Origin of the sequence: Methyloligella solikamskensis (assembly GCF_042676065.1) — a bacterium.
Classification (GTDB): domain Bacteria; phylum Pseudomonadota; class Alphaproteobacteria; order Rhizobiales; family Methyloligellaceae; genus Methyloligella; species Methyloligella solikamskensis.
In genome coordinates this window covers 567,318-588,100 of record NZ_JBHTJO010000001.1, presented here as the reverse complement: position 1 = coordinate 588,100, position 20,783 = coordinate 567,318, and the positions used below count along the sequence as shown (strand labels likewise).

Here is a 20,783-nt window from a genome sequence, read left to right as displayed (position 1 = left end):
ACGAAGGCGCGCCACTCGTCGCCGACGACATCACTCGAATGGCGATACCCACAATCGCTACTGGCAGTCTCCAGGCGCGCAGTACTGGCGTGTTGAATCGCCCCAATCGAACCACGGCGTGCCGCAGCTGACCTTTTCAAAATCGGGACTGGGTTTCAGAGCCAGATAGATGTCCCAAAAACTCGTATAAATGATACCCAATGAATCTGGGTATCCAGGCCTGGGCTCATTCCATTTTCGCTCATTGCGAGCGGAGGGAAATCTGTCCCAAACCAGCGGCATCATTTCGGTGCCGTCCATCTCCATCGCACCGCCACGATAGATCACCTCTACGTGGTTCGGCTTCCCGGGCACACGCTTCAGACGGATATCGTAATCCGTTCTCACAATTATCGTCCCTGACGGATCTCTCAAGATCATGTCGTCGGAAGCATATGCGTGAGACGGTATCGTCATCGCATACCCGAGCAGGTATCCATTCGGGAGCACGATGCAGTCTCCGCGCCTTCCAGCATATACCCACGCAATATAGGAAGCGCCGAGGAGTGCTAGTACAAAACAAAAAATCAGCACGTTTCGAATAAATCTAGCGATCCACCCCAGAAGTCTACTAACCTTCATATTTGAACTGGCTCTTGTCTCAGTCCATCAACACTCTGCCCGAAAACGTCCCGCGCCACTGATCGACAATATCGTATGGCGTCCCGCCTGGCTCGGTGGGGATGCTGTCCGGATCTCTCAAGATTTCTCTGATCCGGGCTCCGATGTAATGACTGAGAAGAGCGGGAATTGGGCCTAATCCCAAGGCAAGTCCTCCCCAAGAGTGCTTCTACGTAGATCTGTATCGCCCCCGACCCGACGATATTGTCGGCTTCGGCCTGCCTGATCAGCATATCGATCCGTTCAAGGAAGGGCTTAAGTATCTCTTCCACATCGACCGGGTCCCGAAACTTGTCGCTCTGCTCGAAAGTGATTTCACCATTCAATTCTAGCATAGCGTGTGTTTTCTTTGCAGCTCCCTTGAAAGGGCCTTCGATAGTCGTGTCACCGAGGCTGAAGACGATCTTTTGCATCTGGTACGACCTGCCGAAGCGGTCCTCGAAGCTCCCACTGGAACCCTCGCGCGCCTTGTCGGCGATCTGTCCCGGCAGCTTGGTGGGAACATCGACCGCCAGCTTCCGGAATTCCGCGACCACCGCACGCAAAGTCCCCGTCTCTCGCAGCGTGACCGTCCGCCCGCCGCCAAAGAAATAGTGATAGACGAAGTCGGCGCTTCCCCAGGGGGACCCCTCGTCGGAGACATCCTGCATCGTGATGGTGAAATACTCTTGGGCGGCGGGAGCGTAAGGCTCCGCCCAGCAGCGGCAGCCGTAATCCTCGCCCGGATGACCGGTCGGCGGAGGATCGTCCCAGGCGAAGATCTTGCCCGCGTTCTCCCGGTGGGAGGGCCGCACCTTGCCGTCGCGCTGGGTTCGCCAAATATAGTGGGTGGTCGGGTGCGCCTCTTTGGCCGCCGCCTTTGCCGCCAAATCGATCGGCGTCCCGTACCGCAGATACGCCTCGAACGCCTTACAACACACGGCACTTCCTCGACCTAACGCAACGCCGTGGCGCGTCTTATCGAGTTTTGCCCCACGTCCCATCGAGCCTGACCTTTCATCCGACGACCATCATGCCGCTCCCATTGTCAGCGGTGTAAGTGGGACGGGGACAAGTTGGGCGGCGCGCTCCGAGGGGTCAGCGGTCACCTGACACGAAGCGAGGTTTCCAGAGGGGAGCAGACATCGCCGAGGCGCACCTTGAGAGGGGGAGAGCCGGTGCGCAAAATCGCCGCGTTTCGGCGCAAAACCCTGGCGGCTTGGAGCAAGCGCCTTGCATTGCAGGGCGCAGCCACGTTTTATCCGGCCCGGTCATTCAAGAAAACGAGAGAAGCGAAACCATGCGCCTAGATGCGGTCCCCATCGGCAAGAACCCGCCCGAAGACGTGAATTGCGTGGTCGAGGTCCCCATCGGCGGCGAGCCGATCAAATACGAGCTCGACAAGGAAGCCGGCACCCTCTTCGTCGACCGCTTCCTCTACACCCCCATGCGCTATCCGGGGAATTACGGCTTCGTGCCCCACACCCTGTCGGAAGATGGCGACCCCATCGACGTGCTGGTCGCCAGCACCCGGCCGATCTTTCCCGGCGCCGTCATCAATGTCCGGCCCATCGGCGTTCTGATGATGGAGGACGATTCCGGTCTGGACGAGAAGATCGTCGCCGTACCGACCCCGAAGCTGACCCGCCGCTACGAGCATGTCACCAACTATACCGACATGCCCAAGACCCTGCTCGACCAGATCCGCCACTTCTTCCAGCACTACAAGGATCTAGAGCCCGGCAAGTGGGTGGAGATCGGTGGCTGGCACGATGCCGAGCAGGCCAAGAAGCTGATCACCGAAGCCATCGAGCGGGCGAAGAAAGAAGCCTAGCTGACCGCGAGCAGCTTTTCCTACGCCCGTCCGGGGCCGACCGCCCGCAGGCGCCGCCGCGCCTCGTCGAGGGTGAGTTGGGCAGGCTGGCTGCGCGACTGAACGGGCCGCGTCACGATGTAGACGGGATAGGTCGGCAGCAGGGAATCGGTGAGCAACGGCCAAAGCTTGCGCGCCTTCACATCGGCCTCCGCCACACGGGTCGGCAGGAAGCCGATCGCAGCACCGGTGAAGATCAGCCGCTTTAGCTCGCCCAGATCCTCCGACCCGCCCCGGACCTTCTTTCCCAGCTCGTATTGCCGGCGATAGTTCACCAGCTCCAGGGGCTCGTCCCGCCCGGTGAGGAAGAAGCTCTCGTTTGAAAGCGCGCGTGGATTGTCGAAACTCCGCCCGTAGAGCGGATGGGTCGTGCTGCAATAGAGCTGCTGGGTTTCGCTCATCAGCGGCTCGTAGCTCAGCACCTGATCGAGGATCTGCACGTAGGACAGGCCGAGATCCGCATCGCCCACCCGCACCCGGTCCAGGATCGTCTGCCAGGGCGCGGTATCGATGGTGATCTCCAGCAACGGATGACGCCGCGCGATCGCCTGCAGCACCGCATCGAACTCCGGATCGATCACCTGGGTCATGATCGCGACCCGCAAGGACCCGCGCACCGACCCCGCCGTCTGGGCGAGCAGATCCGGCGCCTGACGCATCAGCTCGACCATCTCAGAGGCGATCTCGAAGATGATCTTGCCTTCAGGCGTCACCGAGAAGCCCGCAGGTCCGCGCTCGCAAAGCTTCACGCCAAGCTGGTCCTCGAGCCGGGACAGCGCCTGGCTGGTGGCCGGCTGCTGACGGCCGAGATTGCGCGCCGCGGCCGACACGCCGCCATGCTGGACGATCTCGTGGAACAGCCGGATCAAATTCCAGTCCAGCCGCCGCCACAACATTTCGTTCGGATGCATCGCTCAGATCCTGTGCCTTGCAATGAAGGTCATTGCGGCAGCGATCTTACCCGAACGGGCAAGCCGGAACAGGATGGCTGGAGAGAAGCGCTTCGCGCCTTAGTGGCGCAGGCCCGCCAGAAGATGCTTCTGCCAGTGAATGAAGGCCTCCGAGACGATGAGGGTCTCCTTGCCCTCATGCTCGTCGCGGCCAACGTCCGGATAGACCACCTCCGCCAAGCGGCCGGGATGCGGCTTGAAGATCGCCACCTTGTCGGCCAGATAGAGCGCCTCTTCGATATCGTGGGTCACCATCAGGGCGGTGAGCCCCGTCTTGTCCACGATCTCCAAAAGCAGATCCTGCATCTTCCACCGGGTCTCGTAGTCGAGCGCGCCGTAGGGCTCGTCGAGAAGCAGGATCTTCGGTCCCGGCGCCATGGCCCGGGCGAGCGCCACGCGCTGGCGCATGCCGCCGGAGAGCTGGCTCGGATAGACGTCGGCAAACTCCGTGAGCCCGACGAGATGCAGAAATTCTTCGGCCTCGGACCGGCGCATCCGGCGATCGACGCCGCCGATCCGCAGGCCGTACTCCACATTCTGGCGCACGGTCAGCCAGGGGAAAGAGGTGTAGCTCTGGAACACCATCCCCCGGTCCGCGCCCGGCCCTTCGACGCGCTTTCCCTCCAGCTCGATAAAGCCGGAGGTCGGCTCCGTCAGCCCGGCCACCATGCGCAGCATCGTGGACTTGCCGCAGCCCGACGGCCCGAGCAGCACGGTGATGCTTCCTTCGGGCACGTCGAAGCTCGTCGGCTCAAGCGCGGTAATCGGCTCGGAGGCGGACCCGGAAGCCGGGAAGACCTTCGAGACGTCGACGACCCGCAGGCAAGTCTGCCCCTTGGTCTCGCTCCCGCCGCCATCTCCCTTCAGGAGCTGAGCGGCGAAGGAGTCCTCCGCAACCGGCTTGCCCGCGTCTTTGAGCGTCTTGGAGGTCATTCGCCCTCGTAACCGCTGTCGACCAGCACCTGCATCGGCTTCATGGAAACGCCATCCTCGAAGGCGGGCTTCTCGTCGATGAGATTGAACTTCACCCACCAGTCGGAAACCAGATCGTAGTGATCCTTGATCTGGCCGTTGTGCTGGCCGAGCTCTTCGAGTTCGGGATCGCCGTCCATGGCGCCCATGAACTTGGCGCTGTCGGAAAAGCCGTAGATCACGATGCCGCCGACCTCGGACCCGTCACCGACGACCAGCTCGACATCCTCGATCTCGAACTGCAGGGCCTTGGCCATGATCTCGTTGGCTTCCTCGGGGTTCTCGCGCCAGAACTTCACCGCCTCGAAATAGGCTTTCAGGGTGAGCGCGGCGATCTTGCCGTCATCCTCTTCGATGAAGCCCTTGCGCATATACATGGCGTCCGCCAGCAGACCGTTCTTACTCCAGAACGGCGTGGAGGAATCGGCCATCAGCTTGGCGCCTTCCAGGTTCTCCTTCACGTTCTTCGCATAAGGCTCCCAGAACTCGCCGCCATCGACCTGACCGGAGATCATCGCCGCCATGGCGTCGTCCATGATCAGGTTGTTGAAGGTCACGTCCTTGATGGAGACGCCGTTCTGCTCAAGCCAGATGCCCATGAAGATCTGGGTCAGGCCGCCTTCCATGACGGCAACGCTCTTGCCCTTCAGATCCTTCGCCGACTCGATTTCCGGCCGTACGATGATCTGGTCCGTACCGTGGGACGGGTTCGTGTAGGCGACGAGGCGGATGTCGTTGCCTTCGGCAGCCGCCAGCGGTCCGTATTCGGCGGTGCTGGACGCAACATCCAGCTGCCCCGCCTGCATCAGGCCGAAGCTCTGATAGGGGTCCTCGATGATCTGGATATCGAGTTCGATCTCCGGAACGAAGTTCTTCTCCTTGGCGAGGAACCAGAAGGCGTAGCCCGGCCAGGAGAACATCGCCACGCGGACCGGCGTCGGGTCGGCGGCCTTGGCGGAATTGATCGGGCTGAATCCCAGCACAAGCGCGAAAGCGAGCAGAGCGGGAAGCGCCACCAGACGCTTCAAGCGGGACGCAAGGAATGGTTTGGACACTGGCTTACTCCTGTTTGACGAGACGGTATTCATGTCAGCCGCGCTCCTGCTCGATCGTCTCGTGAACGAACAGTCGCTTGCCGACAAAGCGGAAAAGGAAATCGAAGAAGACGCCGAGGATGCCGATGGTCAGGATCCCGGCCATCACGTCGTCGACGCGAACAAAGCGCTGGGCGCGCATCATCATGGCGCCGATGCCATCCGTGGCGGCGACGATCTCGGCGATGACGAGATAGGTCCAGCTCACCGCCAGCATCTGGCGTAACGCATCCCAGACCCGCGGCCAGGAGGCCGGCGCGATGACGGTGAAGTAGATCTGCCGCGTATCGGCACCGAGTGTGCGCGACGTATCGACGAAGTCCCGCGGCACGGCCCGTACATGGTCGGCGATGATGGTGATGAGGAACCAGACAACGCCGAGGAAGAGCAGCGCGATCTTCTGGCCATCGCCGGCGCCGAGCCACATCAAGAGCAGCGGCACGAAGGCCGGCGCAGGCAGATAGCGGAACGCCGAGACCAGCGGCGCGAAAAAGCCGGAGACCGACGCCGATGTGCCGATCAGCAAGCCCATCGGATAGGCGAAGGCCACGGCGAGCGCGAAGCTGAACAGGATGCGATAGACGCTGGTGAGGATGTCGTAGACGAAGCCCTTCTGCAGCAGCTCGTAGAGCGCCGCCACCACCTTCCAGGGCGGCGGAAGCAGGCGCGGCGACACGAACTCCAGCCAGCTCGCCAGGCTCCACAGGGTCAGAAACGAGATGACCCCGAGGATGCCGAGGAGGATGCGCCGCCGGGCCGAGATGGTGCCGTAGATCTCCAGCTTGGGCAGGAAACCCGGCAGCACCCCCGCTCCGACGGAGCTTGGTTGGTTCAGGACAGATGCTGTGTCTGTCGTCACGAGGCCTTCCGTTTCGCTTCCTGACCGAAGGACGACAAGGCGCGGCTATTCTCCGGAAGCGTGATCTCGCCCCGGGCCAGCCTGTCTTTGAGATAGGTGAAGGTCTGCACCGTCTGGGCGTGCAGATGCTCGCCCGCGGTGACCGGCTCATAGGCCGGCGGATGATCCTCGTCGACGAACTGCGGCAGCGGCTCGACCACGGTCCAGTAGCCGCAGGAGTAGAACAGCGGGAAGGAGTAGCGTTCTTCCTTCACCTTGCGCACCCGATGGGAGGTGGCGGTGAAGAGGCCGTTCGACCAGACCTCCATCATGTCGCCGATATTGATGACGATCCCGCCCGGCACCGGTGGCGCGTCGATCCACTCGCCTTCGTCGTTCATGACCTCAAGACCCGGTGCCGTGGGCAGCAGCAGGGTGAAGGCCTCGTAGTCCGTATGAGACCCGATACCGGGCCGGTCTTCCGGCGCATCCGGATTGTAGGGGTAATGGATCAAGCGAAGCTGTGACGGCGGCTTCTCAAAATACTTGTCGAGCGCTTCAGGCTCCAGGCCGAGCGCTTCGGAGAAGCCGCGCGTCAGGCGCTGCCCGAGCTCGAAGGCAGCGTTGTAATACGCCATCACCTTCTCTTTGAACTCGGGCCTGCCCTCGGGCCATTGATTGGGACCGAGCATAGGATTGCCCGCCACGTAGTCCGGGTCGTCGGCCGGAAGATCGACCGAAAGATCGAACGCTTCCTTCATGTCCTTGCTGCCGCTGGCGAAGACTTCCTCGCCTTCCGGCACGTAGCCCCGGTGATTGGTGGAGTTGCCGATATAGGCCTTCATCTTCTCCTCTTCCGGCAGGGCGAAGAACTTCTTCGTCTCGGAGAGGAGACCGTCGATGGTCTCTTGCGGGATGCCGTGACCGGTCACGGTCAGAAAGCCGACATTCTCGGCTGCATCGCGGATCGCGGCGACGACCGCCTTATGCTTTTCTGCATCGTCCGATCCCAGATCGGTGATGTCGATGACGGGAATTTCCTGAAAAGAACTCATGGTTCTCACGCTCCTTGAATTTCGAAATTCATCGAGAGTGACCGGTCGTCCGCTTCACCCTCTTCAGCTTCAGGCTTTTTGATGCCGGCCAGATCGAGCACCTGGGGCCAAGTCAGGCCTCTTGATGTGAGGCCGGCACCGGCGGGGTCGTCCCCTCCATTCGTCGCGGCCAGAAACCAGCCGTCGGCGTTCTGCTTGAAAAGAAGAAATCGCAAGGTCTCGGGATTGTCGCTCGTCTGCGAGACGCAGTAGGCGAAGGCGCCCATGCGGATCAGCAGCCCGGCGCGTTTCCCGGAAGCGTCATCGAGCCAGCAGGCGAAATCGTCTTCGCCAGGCTCGGCCACCAGCTTCCAATGTTCGATATAGGGCTCGTGAACCCCGTCCTCGCGCAGGACCTCGCCTTCCCAGCGCAAGAATCCTTCGTCGGGCCAGCCATCGGCCGGCAGTCCGCAATCCCAATCCTGATCCCAGTGGAAGATCTCGCCGTCGCGCTTGCGCAATGTCCCGGCGAACGCGCACAGGCACCGCCGCACTTGGCCATCTTTCGGACCGATGGCGGCCGGAGACCGGATATCCCCGAACAGCGTATTGAGCTGGAGCCAATAGACCTCCGTCGATGTGTCGGAGGTACCGTCCGGCTGAAGCAGCAGCGTGCGCTGCCACACCCCGTCGAGATCGGCGACGTCGAGTGGCTCACCGCTCTGCTGCGCGGCCAAAGGAGCCGAAGGCGTATCGTTTGCGCTCATGCCCCGATGTTGCCGCCAAAGAGCATTGGCTAAAACAACGTTCTATGCATAGTGAGCATTGATCGTATCAATGATATGCTAGGTCATGCAGTCATTGCAGCCGGAAAACCGCAAGATTTCAGCGATTTGAGCTTGAGCCAGTCAGGCGAGATGGGTGCGGTGGAAGCGGTTTCGGGCGATACCGGTGCGGCGACCGGTCGCCAGCAGGCCGTCTCTTACGCCCCCTCCTCCAGCGGATCGTGGGTGATCAGCCCCATGATCTCGTTGGTGGCGAAGCTCAAGGACATGCCCCGTATCACGCCTGGCACGATGGCAAGGTCGTAGAGCTCCCCGATGGCGCCGTCGATGCGGAACCAGTGGGCGCACGCCCCGGTCTTCAGATCGATCACCTGGACGCCGCACCAGGGTTCGGAATCCGCTTCCCGCAGACGCTCGTCCAACGCTAGCCCTTCGAAGCGTTCGTAACGCGGCTTGGACAGGCCGACGAAGGCATAGTTCCCGTGGAAGGCGAGCCCCCGCACGAAGCCGGGGCAGAAGACGAACGGCTTGAATTCGGCCTTTCCATCCTCCAACCCCTCGACCCAGCCGAGTTCGCCGGTGCCGGAATTAAGCACCCAGAGCTTCCCGTCATAGAGCCGCGGCGAATGGGGCATGGCCAGCCCCTCCAGCACCACCTCGTTCTTCTGGACATCGATCAGGATGCCGCCGTCGAAGCGCCTATCGCGCCAGCCGTCGATCGTGTCGGACTTGCTCACTGCCGTGACATAGCGGGGCACCCCGTCTTCCATGGCCAGACCGTTTAGATGGCAGCGGTCTTCCTTGACGATCTTCGAGATGAAGGGCGGCTTCCAGATGGGTGTGAAGCTGTGCCGGTCCGACGGCGTGGCGAGGCAGTTAAAGAGCGTGTTGACGAAGACGATCCGCCCGTCCTTCAGCTGACCGACATCGTGGGCGTCCAGCTCGCCGGTGACGTAGATCTGCCGCGGCACATAGCAGTGATCGAACAGATTATTGACCTGCTGGTCCGGGCCGAGAACGTTCTTGAACCGCATGATCTGAAACAGCGTGGCCAGCAGCAGCGTGTCCTTGTCCGGAACCGCGATGCCCATCGCCTTGCGGAACAGCCGCTCGTCCACCAGCAGCCCGCCATCGGTATTCTGGCCGAGCAGGTAGAACTTGCCGGACTGGTAGGACGAGATCGCCAGCGAAATCCTGTTGGCCCCGAGAAAACCCGAAAGCCCCGGCGACATGGAATATTTAACCGGGTTCTCCGCCTGCTGGGGGGCCGCGTCGTCCGCCTCTTGGCCATCGGAGTGTTCTGTGCCGGCAGTCTCTGATGCTCGCTCTATCATGCTCATTTCCTGCTACGGCGCAGACCAGCGGTCAACCGGCACTCGGACAAGACGAGGGAGGAATCGGGGTTCAAGGGCGCGTTCCGCCGGTAATTCCAGAGAGCTCATCTCACACTCGGCGTTATCCCGGCGAAAGCCGGGATCTAGCACCGCGGGAAAGAGTCTACGATTGGATACCGGCGTTCGCCGGTATGTCGGGCTTTTGCGGCACGCAATCGTATTGCGCTACTCCGGCAGGGAGCACTCTTCGAGGAACAGCGTCCACATCTCGTCGGGCGCGAAGGTCACCTTGCCCGTATCGCGCACCTGGGACAGCAGATCCCGCCCCTTGGCGGCGGTCTCAGGGTCGTCGGCGCGCAGCTGCCAAAGCGCCATCACATAATAGAGATGCGCCCGAGCCTCCTCGGTCTCCAGCGTGGGGCCGGACTCCACCACGATATTGCGCCCCTCGGGACCGCCATACCAAAGCAGCATCATCCACCCGTAAGCCTTGATGTCTCCGCGCGGTGCCGTGAGCAAAGTCTGCCCACTCCGCAAGACCAGCTCTTTTTCCTCGAGCTCGGCGAGCTCCGGCTTGTCTGCGATCGCCTGGCGCAACAGATCCGTGGTGGTGCTCTTGACGATGGCATCCACCTCCGCCTGGCAGGACTCGGCGTTGGCCGGCATCGCATAGGCCCAAGCCAGACCGAGAACGACGAAAGAGAAGAATAAACGTTTCACGAGACCCCCCACAGCCAAGAACGGAAAAACCTTATGGCGACTGCCTTGCGATGTCGATTCGACAGTTGCAGAGGAGAGAGGTGCGAACTCCAGACAAAAAAAGAGGGCCGGGCTTTTATCGAAGCACGACCCTCTTCACGATTTGCAGCCGCTTTCGCGGCAACATCGGTCTACGTCAGCTGTTGTTGGCACGGTTGGCTTCCCGGATCGCTTCTTCGTGATACCAGGCGCCACCCGACGCCATCTCGACGTGAGCAGTGTAACCCTGCTCCACAGCCGCTCGACGTTCGCGCCGCTCGAAGCCAGCACGTCCGCCAGCAGGGAACTGAATTATCTCAGCGCTCTCCCTAAAAGCATTCATAGCTATTTCCTTTCTTCAATACTCCCGCCAGCAAACAACTCCGCCGACACAGGGGTAAGTTCCCGTATATAGGAGTCGCCTCATCCTTTTGCATAAGAAAATGGCCATTCGCCCAATATTTCAGCGTACTTTATTCTGCCTGCCCATTCGGCATTCGGGTAGGACAGCAAAACTGACTCTTTTTTAGCGCCTGCCCGGTGCGGCCTCCTGGCGCGTCGCGCCCCCGTCCGAAACCCCGAAGTCCTTTTGTTTATTAAACAAATGTGAAACGGCGCCGCCCGGTGTCCGGCCAGACCTGGCTCAAAGGGCGGCTGAGGCAGTAAATCGCGGCCGGTTTGGCACATTTAATGCGTCTGGAGGGGGGTCAACGAGGCCCTGAGCTCAGCGGCCGCTAGGGCTAGGGATGGCGCACTGCGCTTTCAGCAGACAAGGGATAAGCTAATGACCAAGTATAAGCTCGAGTACATTTGGCTCGATGGCTACGAACCGGTACCGAATCTTCGTGGAAAGACCCAGATCAAAGAATATGAGACGTTTCCGTCCCTCGATGATCTTCCGCTCTGGGGTTTTGACGGCAGCTCCACTGAGCAGGCCGACGGCAGCAACTCCGATTGCATCCTGAAGCCGGTCCGCGTCTTCCCTGATGCCGCGCGCGAAAATGGCGTGCTGGTCATGTGCGAAGTGATGCTGCCCGATGGCACTCCGCACCCGTCCAACAAGCGCGCCACCATCCTGGATGACGACGACGCCTGGTTCGGCTTCGAGCAGGAGTACTTCTTCTATAAGGACGGCCGCCCGCTCGGCTTCCCGGCTGATGGCTATCCGGAGCCGCAAGGCAAGTATTACACCGGCGTCGGCTATTCGAGCGTCGGTTCCGTCGCCCGCGAGATTGTCGAGGAGCACCTCAATCTCTGCCTGAAGGCCGGCATCAACCACGAAGGCATCAACGCCGAGGTGGCCAAGGGCCAGTGGGAATTCCAGATCTTCGGCAAGGGCTCCAAGAAGGCCGCCGACGAAATGTGGATGGCCCGCTACCTGCTGGAGCGGCTGACCGAGAAATACGGCATCGACATCGAATACCACTGCAAGCCGCTGGGCGACACCGACTGGAACGGCTCCGGCATGCACGCCAACTTCTCCACTGCCTATCTGCGTGAAGTCGGCGGCAAGGAGTATTTCGAGGCGCTGATGGCCCAGTTCGAGAAGAACCTGGAAGACCACATCGCCGTCTACGGTCCGGACAACCACATGCGCCTGACCGGCAAGCACGAGACGGCGCCATGGAACAAGTTCTCCTATGGCGTGGCCGATCGCGGCGCTTCGATCCGCGTGCCCCACTCCTTCGTGAAGAACGACTACAAGGGCTATCTCGAGGATCGCCGCCCGAACTCCCAGGGCGACCCCTACGCCATCGCTTCTCAGATCCTGAAGACCATTTCGGAAGTCGAGGCCTCGGGCGCGGAGACTGCTGCGGCGTAAGCCTCACGCCTCAAAATTCGAGGGACAGATCTGGGGGGCCCGGCGCGGCCCCCCATTTCTTTTGCGGCTTGGCCTCTCGGCAATGTGCGTGCAAAGAGACCATCATCCGGAAACGCTCGATGCGTCACGCGTCGAGCCTCGAAGGATCGGCCTACGCTCAGCTGCTTCCTAGAAATGCACGGCGAGCCAGACGGTGGGCGGCTCGCTCTGGGTCCAGGCCACCCGGTGGCGGCAATGGGCCGGCAGCATGACCCAGTCGCCGGGGCCGAGCTCGCGTTCATCCGCCTCCCCTTCGATCTCCAGCGCCGCAGCGCCTGAGACCAGCAGCACGAACTCGTCCGTCTCCTGGTCGTACCAATCGTCCTCCGGCGTCGCCTGGCCGGTGGAGACGATCCGCTCGACCCGCACATCGCCCTTTTCGACCAGAACGTCGAAGAGCTCTTGGCTCTGCAGCCCCTTTGGAAGGTCAGTCTGTAGAGAACCGGCCTCAGCAGCGGGCATTTTCATCACGCTCTCCAAAAACTAGAATCTGACAACTAAAAGGGCGTGACTCCGCAGAATGCAATTTGCAAGGTGTGCGTCGCACTTATGTATCGCGTTTTGGGGGTAGTTATGGTTTCGCGTACCGCGCTGGTCGTGCTCGCGCTGATTGGTTTCCTGGTAGGCAGTTGCGCCAAGAAGGCGGAGGACGTTCCAGCGGCCTACGTCTCGCCTCTGACCTACCAGCCTTACAACTGCCAGCAATTGGCAGCCGAAGCGGAGCGTGTATCGCAGCGTGCCGCTGAACTGTCCGGAGTGCAGAACAAAAAACGCACTCGAGACACGGTCACCACAACGGCGGCGGTCATCGTCTTCTGGCCTGCGGCGTTCCTTGTGAATGGCGACGATGCTCAAACGGCCGAGCTTGCGCGCCTCAAGGGTGAATTTCAGACAATTCAGCAGGTCTCGGTGCAGAAGAACTGTGGCCTCAGATTCCAACAAGGCTAGGCTAAGACGAGCCGGCCTGAGCCAACAAAAAAGGGCGGACCCGCGGGCCCGCCCTTTCGCGTCTCTCAAGTGAGAGAAGACCTTACTTCTTGATCGCGTTGGCCTTGTCCATGAGGGCCTGGGCCTGACGGATCGACGCGATGTCGATCAGGCGGCCGTCCAGCGAGACGGCGCCGCGGCCGGCCTTACGGGCCTCTTCCATGGCGTCGAGGATGCGCTGGGCCTTGTTGACCTCTTCATCCGACGGGCTAAACACCTCGTTGGCGAGGTCGATCTGCGACGGATGAATGGCCCACTTGCCTTCCAGTCCGAGCACGGCCGCGCGGCGCGCCGCCGACTTGAAGCCTTCCGGATCGGAATAGTCGCCGAACGGACCGTCGATCGGACGAAGACCGTAAGCGCGGCAGGCGATCATCATGCGCGACAGAGCGAAGTGCCACGGGTCGCCCCAGTAGTACTCGCGCTGGGAATCGTCCTCGCCTTCCTTCTTGTCGGTCAGCACGCCGTAATCCGGGTGCGGGCCGCCGATGCCGACGGTGCGCGCGCGGGTCGAAGCGGCGTAGTCGGCAACGCCGAAGGACATGGCCTCCAGACGCTTGCTGGACTGAGCGATGGCTTCCACGTTCGCCATGCCGAGCGCGGTCTCGATCAGCACCTCGATGCCGACCGGGTTCTCCTCGCGGCCGATCGCCTGCTCCACCTGGGTGATCAGCATGTCGATGGCATAGACATCCGACGGAACGCCGACCTTGGGGATCAGCACCATGTCGAGGCGCGGTGCCTTCTCGATCACATCGATGACGTCGCGATACGCGTAATGCGTATCGAGACCATTGATGCGGATCATCATGGTCTTGTCGCCCCAGTCGATGTCGTTCAGGGCCTCGATGATGTTCTTCCGGGCTTGCTCCTTGTCGTCCGGCGCAACGGCATCCTCAACGTCGAGGAAGATGACGTCGGCAGCGGACTTGGCCGCCTTTTCGAACAAGCTCGTATTGGAGCCCGGCACGGCCAGCTCGGAGCGGTGAAGGCGGGGCCTCGCCTGCTCGATGATCGTGAAACTCATGCGTACTTTTCCTTTCCGTTTTGAACCTAACCGGTGGCTCCCAGACCAGCGGCAATACAGTTGATCGACATGAGCAGCGGGACTTTATATTCCTCCCGCTCGCTCTCAGTTTCGGCGCTTCGGAAGCGCCTCAGCAGTTCGACCTGCTCGCGGTTGACCTCGTTGATGGTCGGCAAGCGGCCTTTCAGGGACCGGCTGAAATCAGGAAAACGTTCGGCGATTTGGTCGTCGCCGCTGATCCGCAGGACCATTTCGGTGGTCAGGCGGTATTCCCGTTCGATCATGGAGAAGATGGCATCCCGCGCCTTCTCGTCCGAAACCAGGCTCGCATAGCTGCGGCCCACGGAGAGATCGACGATCAGGAGCATCTTCTCAACCTCGTCCATCACCAGCCGGAACAGACGGGAATCTGAGAACATGCGGCGCAGCAGCTTTTCGCCGCTATCGCCCCGCACCTCCAGGAAGCTCTTGATACCGCTGCCGACACCGTACCAGCCGGTGATGGCGTGGCGGTTCTGCGACCAGGCGAACACCCACGGGATCGCCCGCAGATCGCTCAGCGACTTGGCGCCGAAGCGGCGCGACGGACGCGAGCCGATATTGAGTAGCGAGATCTCCTCCAGCGGGCTCGCCGCCTGGAAATAGGTCACCAGATCCGGGTGGGTCAGGAACTTGCTGTAGGCGGCCCGGGAGGCCCCGGAGAGCGCCTCCATGGCGTCTTCGAACTCCGCCCGCGGCACCAGCGCCTCTTCCCGCTCCGACTTCAGCGCGTGCGCGAAGACGGAAGCACCAAGCAGCTCCATCTGATAGAGCGCCGTGCCCTTATTGGCGTATTTAAAGGAGACCACCTCGCCCTGCTCCGTAATCCGGAAACGGCCGCGGATGGAGCCTGCCGGCTGAGCCGCAATCGCCCGCCCCGTCGGCGCACCGCCACGGGAGACCGAGCCGCCGCGCCCGTGGAAGAACGCGATCGGAATGCCCGCGTCGTCGGAAAGCTTGGTCAGGCGCGACTGAGCCTTGGAAAGCTCCCAGTTGGAGGCGACGAAGCCGCCATCCTTGTTGGAGTCGGAATAGCCAATCATCACTTCCTGCACGCCGCCCTGCCAGCGCGTGCTCCGGCGCACCACCGGCACGTCGAGCAGCTCCTTCATGATGGCCGGCGCCGCACGCAAATCCTCGATCGTCTCGAACAGCGGTACGATTGGCAGCGGGCAGATCTCCGTGCCCTGGGCATCCAGGAACACGCCGGCTTCCTTAGCGAGGAGATAGACGCCCAGGATATCGGCCACGGATGTCGTCATGGAGAGGATGAAGCCGCCGAACGCCTCGCGGTCGAGGCCTTCGCGCATCTCGGCCACGAGCCGCAGCGTGGAGAGCGTCTCGGCCGCATCTTCGGACAGCGCATCCAGGTCGCGCTCAGAGTGCTTGGGTCGGCCGAGCTCGGTGACCAGCCATTTCTTCCACTCGTCGGAATCCGGCGCAGGCGGCTCCCCGCCGTCCTTGCCCTCGATCACCTTCCAAAGGGACTGCAGCGCACCCGTGGTCCGCGTGGAGTTCTCGCGGAGATCGAGCCGCACCGTCGAGAAGCGGAAGATCTCGACCGCCCGGCGCACGGGGCGCACCATGTCCACGGCGATCGAGGCGGAGTTGGCATCGATCAGCGCCGTCTCCAGGGTCCTCAGATCGGCGATCAGCTCATCCGCATTGGTATAGTAAGGCCCGTCCGGCTGCTTATTGTGCTCCGTGCGGGCGATCGTGGCTTCCAGCTTCCGCAAGGCGCAGGTCAGATACTGGCGGTACGCCTCGCCGGGATTGCGCGCTTCGATCTGCGCTTCGCGTCCGCTGGCCGCGAGCTCCGCTTCCAGCGCCTTGGCAAACTTGTCCGAGATCGGGCTGACGCGCTTGCTGATGGACAGCATCCGCACCAGATCGTTCAGCCGGCCGCGATAGTAGCGCATGCTGGCCAGGGCATTCTCCTTCAGCGTGACGCGGGTCACGTCCGAGGTGACGAAGGGATTGCCGTCCCGGTCGCCGCCGATCCACGAGCCGAACTGGAAGAACGGCGGGATCTCGAAATCCTGGTGCGGGTAGTACTGCTCCAGCACCTCGCAGAACTCATGCAGCATCTCCGGCGCACGGTCGAAGATCGTCTCGTCGAAGAAGTGCAGGCCCCAGGAAACTTCCTTGTCGACCGTCGGCTTCTCCAGATGCAGCTCGCCGGTCATCCAGATCAGTTCGACCTGATCGCGCAGCGCATCCAGATGGCGCCGCCGCTCCCGCTCCGTCCAACGGGTCAGCTCCAGCTCGCGCAGCAACAGATAGACCTTGCGGAGCTTCTCCAGCACTGTGACGCGCTTCGCTTCGGTGGGATGGGCGGTGATCACGGGCCGGATGCGCAGGTTCTTCAGGAGGTGCTGGATCTCCGACGCATCGATCCCGTCCCGCGCGGCCTCCGACAGCACACTGGCAAAGGTGCCCTTCAGCTCGTCGCGACCGCGCGTCTTTTCGATATGACGGCGGCTGCGCATGGCCGCGTTCTGTTCGGCGATGGACAGGAGCTGGAACCAGATTCCTTGCGCCTGCAGGGCACGCGACATCAGCTCCGGGCTGAGCTCGGAGAAGTTCGACCCGCCCCTGAGAACGGATTCGATTTCGGGCTGATGCTGCCGCGTGACGTCGAGCAGCAGCTTGAAGAGGATGTCCGCCGCCTCTTGCGCAGACGTCCCGGAAATGATCGGTAGCTTGCCCGCCGGCTCGGCGGAGCGTGACGTCTGGTTCAGATCCCGGTCCATGGAACTGGTGAGCCTCCCGACTGCAACGATCGTTTCAGATCCCCGGAAATAGCTCACCCATGCAGGCAGTCGTGCCCACGTCTCTGGATCGTCCCTGAGCTAGCCCCTTCCGGTCTTGGAAAACACCGCCGGCCAAGCATCGGTTTCACCGATGCCCGGCCGGCCGTAATGCCTTACGCGACCTGACGGCCTCCGTTTTGGAGAACCTTCGCCATGGTCGAGCCGAACTCGCTCGGATTCGGCGCAACGGTCAGACCGCAGGCCTTCATGATCTCCGCCTTCTCGGCTGCGCTATCGCCCTCTTTCGAGATGATCGCGCCCGCATGACCCATGCGGCGGCCCTTCGGCGCCGTGAGACCTGCGACGAAGCCGACGACGGGCTTCTTCATGTTCTTCTGGATCCACTCCGAGGCTTCCGCTTCCTGCGGACCGCCGATCTCGCCGATCATCAGAACGGCTTCCGTCTCCGGGTCGTCCTCGAACAGCTGGAGGTGATCCAGGAAGGACGAGCCGTTGATCGGATCGCCGCCGATGCCGACGGAGGTGGAGATGCCGAGCCCATGCTCTTTCAGCTGCGCCGCCGCCTCATAACCCAGGGTGCCGGAGCGCGAGATCACGCCGATGGAGCCCTTGAGATAGATGTGGCCGGGCATGATGCCGAGCATGCACTTGCCGGGCGAAATGATGCCGGCACAGTTCGGGCCGACCATCATCGGCCGCTTCTCTTTCGGGTAGCGGTAGAGATAGCGCTTCACCCGCATCATGTCCTGAGCCGGGATGCCGTCGGTGATCGAGCAGATCAGCCGGATGCCCGCATCGGCCGCTTCCATGATCGCATCGGCGCAGAACGCCGGCGCCACGAAGGTGATCGAGGTCGTCGCCCCGGTCTCCCGCACGGCTTCCTTCATGGTGTTGAACACCGGCACACCGTGATGCTCCGTGCCGCCCTTGCCGGGGGTCACGCCGGCAACGATGTTGCTGCCGTAATCCAGCATTTCCTTGGTGTGGAAGCTGCCCTTGTCGCCGGTCATGCCTTGCACGACGATCGGCGTCTTCTCATCGATAAGAATACTCATGACGCTGCCTCCCGTTACGCCGATGCCGCTTCGAGCTCGGGGCTGGCGCCGCAAGCTTCGACCGCTTTTTGTGCTGCTTCCGCCAGGGTATCGGCGGTGATCAGATCGAGACCGCTGTCGGCCAGGATCTTCTGTCCCTCTTCGACATTGGTGCCGGCCAGGCGAACCACCAGCGGCACCTTGATGTCGACGGTTTCGCAGGCCTGGACCACGCCCTTGGCGACCCAGTCGCAGCGATTGATGCCGGCGAAGATGTTCACCAGGATCGCCTTCACGTTCTCGTCCGACAGCACCAGCTTCAGCGCGGTCGCGATACGCTCCGGCGAGGCGCCACCGCCCACGTCCAGAAAGTTGGCCGGGTTGCCGCCGGCATGCTTGATCATGTCCATGGTCGCCATGGCGAGGCCCGCACCGTTCACGATGCAGCCGATCTCGCCGTCGAGACCGATATAGTTGAGATTGTGCTCCTGGGCCTTCGCCTCGCGCGGATCCTCCTGAGACGGATCGTGCATGTCTGCCACGTTGGAACGGCGGAACAGCGCGTTATCGTCGAACGACATTTTGGCGTCGAGCGCTACAACGCGGTCGTCCTTGGTCACGACAAGCGGGTTGATCTCCAGCATCATGGCGTCGCAATCGCGGAAAGCGCGATAGGCGTTCATGATGAGCTGGGTGGCGCGCTGCACCTGCTTGATGTTGAGGCCGAGATCGAAGGCGATCTCGCGGGCCTGGAAGGACTGGAGACCCACGGCCGGCTCGACGATGACCTGGATGATCGCGTCCGGATTCTCGTCGGCGATCTCCTCGATCTCCATGCCGCCTTCCTTGGAGGCGATCACCCGGATGCGCTCCGCCTTACGGTCGAGCACGAAGCCGAGATAGAATTCCTGTTCGAAGGGCTCGGCCAGCTCCACATAGACGCGCTGCACGGGCTTGCCCTCGGGACCGGTCTGGTTGGTCACCAGGTTCTTGCCCAGAAGATCGGCGGCCGCGTCGCGGACCTCGTGGTAGGTCTTGCAAAGCTTGATGCCGCCGGCCTTGCCGCGCGCACCCGCATGAACCTGAGCCTTTACCGCCCAGAACGAACCGCCAAGCTCGGTGGCCGCATAGACCGCCTGGTCGGGACTGAAGGCCACGGCGCCTTTCGGAACAACCACCCCGAACTGCGACAGCAGTTCCTTCGCCTGATACTCGTGTACGTCCACCTTGTCGTCCTCCCTTGACTGGTCGGCGAGCCCTTCGAGTGAGCCTAGCTTAGCTTACCCTCGACGACTCCATAAGCTCCCTCCGTCGCTGCCTCTGCACCGGAAAGAAGCTCTTCCAATTCCTTGAGCTTGGCCTGAGCGAAGTCCTTATCCTTTATCATCTTCGCGTTGGTCAAGACGTTCAACGCTGCACTGCGCAGCGCCGCATTGCCTGCGAGAACAGCGACGCCAGCATCGCTGATCACGTTGAGATTACCTTTGTCGGAGACAAGCTGAGCGAGGTCGATGACCTCGCGCGAGACCTTGCAGCAACGCAGCGGAACATCCGTGGCGGTCTTGAGTGCCGCCTGGAGAGCCTCGCTCCGCGCTTCCTTCTCTTCGTCCGTCTCCTTGGGCATTCCATAGGCTCCCATCACCTGATCGAATGCCATCACATCGTCTGCGATCATGCCGGTCAGCGCAACCCGCAAGGATTCCGACTTCTCCAGCACGGCCTTCATCTCGTCCTCCACCTCGGCATACTTCTTCTTACCGATGGTGAGGTTGCAGACCATGCTGATCAGGGCCGCGCCCATGGCGCCCATGATGGCCGCAGCGCTGCCGCCGCCCGGAGTGGCCGCGTGGGACGCCAGCTCCTCCAGGAACGTCTCGATCGAGCTGTCTTTGATCTCGCCTTTCACGCCGGACCTCACGCCATCTCTTTTGCGGCAGCGTAGATCTCTTCGGCGTCGAAGACGTTGTCCTGCGACTCGAAGAGCTTGCCGATCAGCGCACGGTGAAGTTTGAGCTTAAGCCCGCCGATGCCGAGCGCGCCGAACACGGTCTTGCCGTGGCGCTCTTTGCCCTTGTCGGTCGCCTCGAGCCCCTCGACACCGAGCGGCGGCTGCGCGTTGCAGTCGGCGATCAGCTCGATATTCGGATTGTCCTTCCAGGCGTCTTCCTTCAGGAGCTCGATACCGATGCCGCCGGCGGCGAACACGATATTGGCGTCCTTCACGGCCTCGGCGAACTGATCCGGATTGGACGCCTCGAAGCCGGAGCATTTCACGTCGAAACGCTCAGAGATCTGCTTAGCGGCCGCATCGGCGCGGTCCTGCTTGCGCGACGTCAGCACCACCTCGCAGCCCTCGCTGGCGAGCATGGCGCCGGCACGCATGCCGACCGGACCGGTGCCCGCAAGCACCACGGCCTTCTTGCCCTTCAGGTCGCCGGTCTTGGCCAGCAGCGCCACACCGGCTGCGGCCGTCGTGTTGGAGCCGTTGGAATCCAGCATCACAGAGACGCGGAAATTGGCGAAGAAGCGCTTCTTCACGCATTCCAGCAGCTCCTCGCCCTTTGCCATGGAGCCGCCGCCGATGAAGATCGCGGTATTCTTCTTCTCGTCGCCGCCGCGGGTGTAGATCGTCCCGTCGACCAGTGCGCCCACATTGTCGGGCGTCACATCCGCATAACCGGCCACACGGTCGGCGCCGCCGTCATAGGCCACCACGGTATCGAACACGCTGGGATGCGGGTCCGTGTCGAACATAAACAGCAACTTATCCATAATACCCTTCCTGAATACGCGTTGTCGGCCTA

General features: G+C 62.1%; 21 protein-coding genes. 3 read left to right on the top strand and 18 right to left on the bottom strand.

Annotated features, from left to right (window positions below; genetic code table 11):
• Window positions 1-57 precede the first annotated feature (57 nt).
• Both ACFQ2F_RS02915 and ACFQ2F_RS02910 read right to left on the bottom strand, forming a co-directional pair.
• Window positions 58-387 (bottom strand): hypothetical protein, encoded by a 330-nt coding sequence (locus ACFQ2F_RS02915; RefSeq protein WP_379085439.1) that lies wholly within the window; start codon window positions 385-387, stop codon window positions 58-60.
• Window positions 388-617: 230 nt separating this feature from the next.
• Window positions 618-1,580: a phage minor head protein gene (locus tag ACFQ2F_RS02910; protein ID WP_379085436.1), complete on the bottom strand. Its 963-nt coding sequence runs from the start codon at window positions 1,578-1,580 to the stop codon at window positions 618-620.
• A 359-nt stretch (window positions 1,581-1,939) separates the two neighbouring features.
• On the opposite strand from ACFQ2F_RS02910, the gene ppa reads away from it, so the two are divergent.
• The gene (gene ppa, locus ACFQ2F_RS02905; protein ID WP_379085433.1) at window positions 1,940-2,473 is read left to right on the top strand and encodes an inorganic diphosphatase; all 534 of its coding nucleotides are present in this window, start codon (window positions 1,940-1,942) and stop codon (window positions 2,471-2,473) included.
• Window positions 2,474-2,493: 20 nt separating this feature from the next.
• Here ppa and ACFQ2F_RS02900 read toward each other — a convergent pair whose 3' ends face one another.
• The 9 genes from ACFQ2F_RS02900 to ACFQ2F_RS02860 form a co-directional block, all read right to left on the bottom strand.
• Window positions 2,494-3,423 (bottom strand): LysR family transcriptional regulator, encoded by a 930-nt coding sequence (locus tag ACFQ2F_RS02900; protein WP_379085430.1) that lies wholly within the window; start codon window positions 3,421-3,423, stop codon window positions 2,494-2,496.
• 99 nt (window positions 3,424-3,522) lie between these two features.
• Window positions 3,523-4,395 carry an ABC transporter ATP-binding protein gene (locus ACFQ2F_RS02895; RefSeq protein WP_379085427.1) on the bottom strand — a complete coding sequence of 291 codons (873 nt, stop codon included), beginning with the start codon at window positions 4,393-4,395 and terminating at the stop codon, window positions 3,523-3,525.
• Window positions 4,392-5,489 (bottom strand): ABC transporter substrate-binding protein, encoded by a 1,098-nt coding sequence (locus ACFQ2F_RS02890; RefSeq protein ID WP_379085424.1) that lies wholly within the window; start codon window positions 5,487-5,489, stop codon window positions 4,392-4,394. The genes ACFQ2F_RS02895 and ACFQ2F_RS02890 overlap by 4 nt, the downstream gene beginning before the upstream one ends.
• Before the next feature lie 34 nt (window positions 5,490-5,523).
• Window positions 5,524-6,387, bottom strand: a complete 864-nt coding sequence (locus ACFQ2F_RS02885) for an ABC transporter permease (protein ID WP_379085421.1) — start codon at window positions 6,385-6,387, stop codon at window positions 5,524-5,526.
• The gene (locus ACFQ2F_RS02880) at window positions 6,384-7,421 is read right to left on the bottom strand and encodes an isopenicillin N synthase family dioxygenase (protein WP_379085418.1); all 1,038 of its coding nucleotides are present in this window, start codon (window positions 7,419-7,421) and stop codon (window positions 6,384-6,386) included. Before ACFQ2F_RS02880 ends, ACFQ2F_RS02885 begins: the two co-directional genes overlap by 4 nt.
• 5 nt (window positions 7,422-7,426) lie before the next feature.
• Entirely contained in the window at window positions 7,427-8,167 is a 741-nt protein-coding gene (locus ACFQ2F_RS02875; protein WP_379085415.1) for a hypothetical protein, read from the bottom strand.
• Window positions 8,168-8,382: 215 nt separating this feature from the next.
• The gene (locus ACFQ2F_RS02870) at window positions 8,383-9,519 is read right to left on the bottom strand and encodes a TIGR03032 family protein (protein ID WP_379085412.1); all 1,137 of its coding nucleotides are present in this window, start codon (window positions 9,517-9,519) and stop codon (window positions 8,383-8,385) included.
• 225 nt (window positions 9,520-9,744) lie between these two features.
• Window positions 9,745-10,239, bottom strand: coding sequence for a hypothetical protein (locus ACFQ2F_RS02865; RefSeq protein WP_379085409.1), 495 nt, complete (start codon window positions 10,237-10,239; stop codon window positions 9,745-9,747).
• 175 nt (window positions 10,240-10,414) lie between these two features.
• Window positions 10,415-10,600: a DUF2735 domain-containing protein gene (locus ACFQ2F_RS02860; protein ID WP_379085406.1), complete on the bottom strand. Its 186-nt coding sequence runs from the start codon at window positions 10,598-10,600 to the stop codon at window positions 10,415-10,417.
• Window positions 10,601-11,041: 441 nt separating this feature from the next.
• Between ACFQ2F_RS02860 and ACFQ2F_RS02855 the strand changes: the two genes are divergently transcribed.
• Window positions 11,042-12,079, top strand: a complete 1,038-nt coding sequence (locus ACFQ2F_RS02855; protein ID WP_379085402.1) for a glutamine synthetase beta-grasp domain-containing protein — start codon at window positions 11,042-11,044, stop codon at window positions 12,077-12,079.
• Window positions 12,080-12,247: 168 nt separating this feature from the next.
• Here ACFQ2F_RS02855 and ACFQ2F_RS02850 read toward each other — a convergent pair whose 3' ends face one another.
• Window positions 12,248-12,580 (bottom strand): cupin domain-containing protein, encoded by a 333-nt coding sequence (locus tag ACFQ2F_RS02850; RefSeq protein ID WP_379085399.1) that lies wholly within the window; start codon window positions 12,578-12,580, stop codon window positions 12,248-12,250.
• A gap of 111 nt (window positions 12,581-12,691) precedes the next feature.
• Here ACFQ2F_RS02850 and ACFQ2F_RS02845 point away from each other — a divergent pair, with 111 nt between their 5' ends.
• Window positions 12,692-13,066 carry a hypothetical protein gene (locus tag ACFQ2F_RS02845; protein WP_379085396.1) on the top strand — a complete coding sequence of 125 codons (375 nt, stop codon included), beginning with the start codon at window positions 12,692-12,694 and terminating at the stop codon, window positions 13,064-13,066.
• Window positions 13,067-13,148: 82 nt separating this feature from the next.
• On the opposite strand, the gene ACFQ2F_RS02840 is transcribed toward ACFQ2F_RS02845, so the two are convergent.
• From ACFQ2F_RS02840 to ACFQ2F_RS02815, 6 genes are all read right to left on the bottom strand, one after another.
• Window positions 13,149-14,132 (bottom strand): HpcH/HpaI aldolase/citrate lyase family protein, encoded by a 984-nt coding sequence (locus ACFQ2F_RS02840; protein WP_379085395.1) that lies wholly within the window; start codon window positions 14,130-14,132, stop codon window positions 13,149-13,151.
• Window positions 14,133-14,158: 26 nt separating this feature from the next.
• The gene (locus ACFQ2F_RS02835; RefSeq protein WP_379085390.1) at window positions 14,159-16,924 is read right to left on the bottom strand and encodes a phosphoenolpyruvate carboxylase; all 2,766 of its coding nucleotides are present in this window, start codon (window positions 16,922-16,924) and stop codon (window positions 14,159-14,161) included.
• Between the two features lie 173 nt (window positions 16,925-17,097).
• Window positions 17,098-18,000 (bottom strand): succinate--CoA ligase subunit alpha, encoded by a 903-nt coding sequence (gene sucD / locus ACFQ2F_RS02830; RefSeq protein WP_379085387.1) that lies wholly within the window; start codon window positions 17,998-18,000, stop codon window positions 17,098-17,100.
• Window positions 18,001-18,014: 14 nt separating this feature from the next.
• Window positions 18,015-19,205, bottom strand: a complete 1,191-nt coding sequence (locus ACFQ2F_RS02825; RefSeq protein WP_379085385.1) for a malate--CoA ligase subunit beta — start codon at window positions 19,203-19,205, stop codon at window positions 18,015-18,017.
• Window positions 19,206-19,249: 44 nt separating this feature from the next.
• Window positions 19,250-19,897 carry a methenyltetrahydrofolate cyclohydrolase gene (fchA, locus tag ACFQ2F_RS02820; RefSeq protein ID WP_449288916.1) on the bottom strand — a complete coding sequence of 216 codons (648 nt, stop codon included), beginning with the start codon at window positions 19,895-19,897 and terminating at the stop codon, window positions 19,250-19,252.
• Window positions 19,894-20,754, bottom strand: coding sequence for an NADP-dependent methylenetetrahydromethanopterin/methylenetetrahydrofolate dehydrogenase (locus ACFQ2F_RS02815; protein WP_379090578.1), 861 nt, complete (start codon window positions 20,752-20,754; stop codon window positions 19,894-19,896). The genes fchA and ACFQ2F_RS02815 overlap by 4 nt, the downstream gene beginning before the upstream one ends.
• Window positions 20,755-20,783 lie beyond the last annotated feature (29 nt).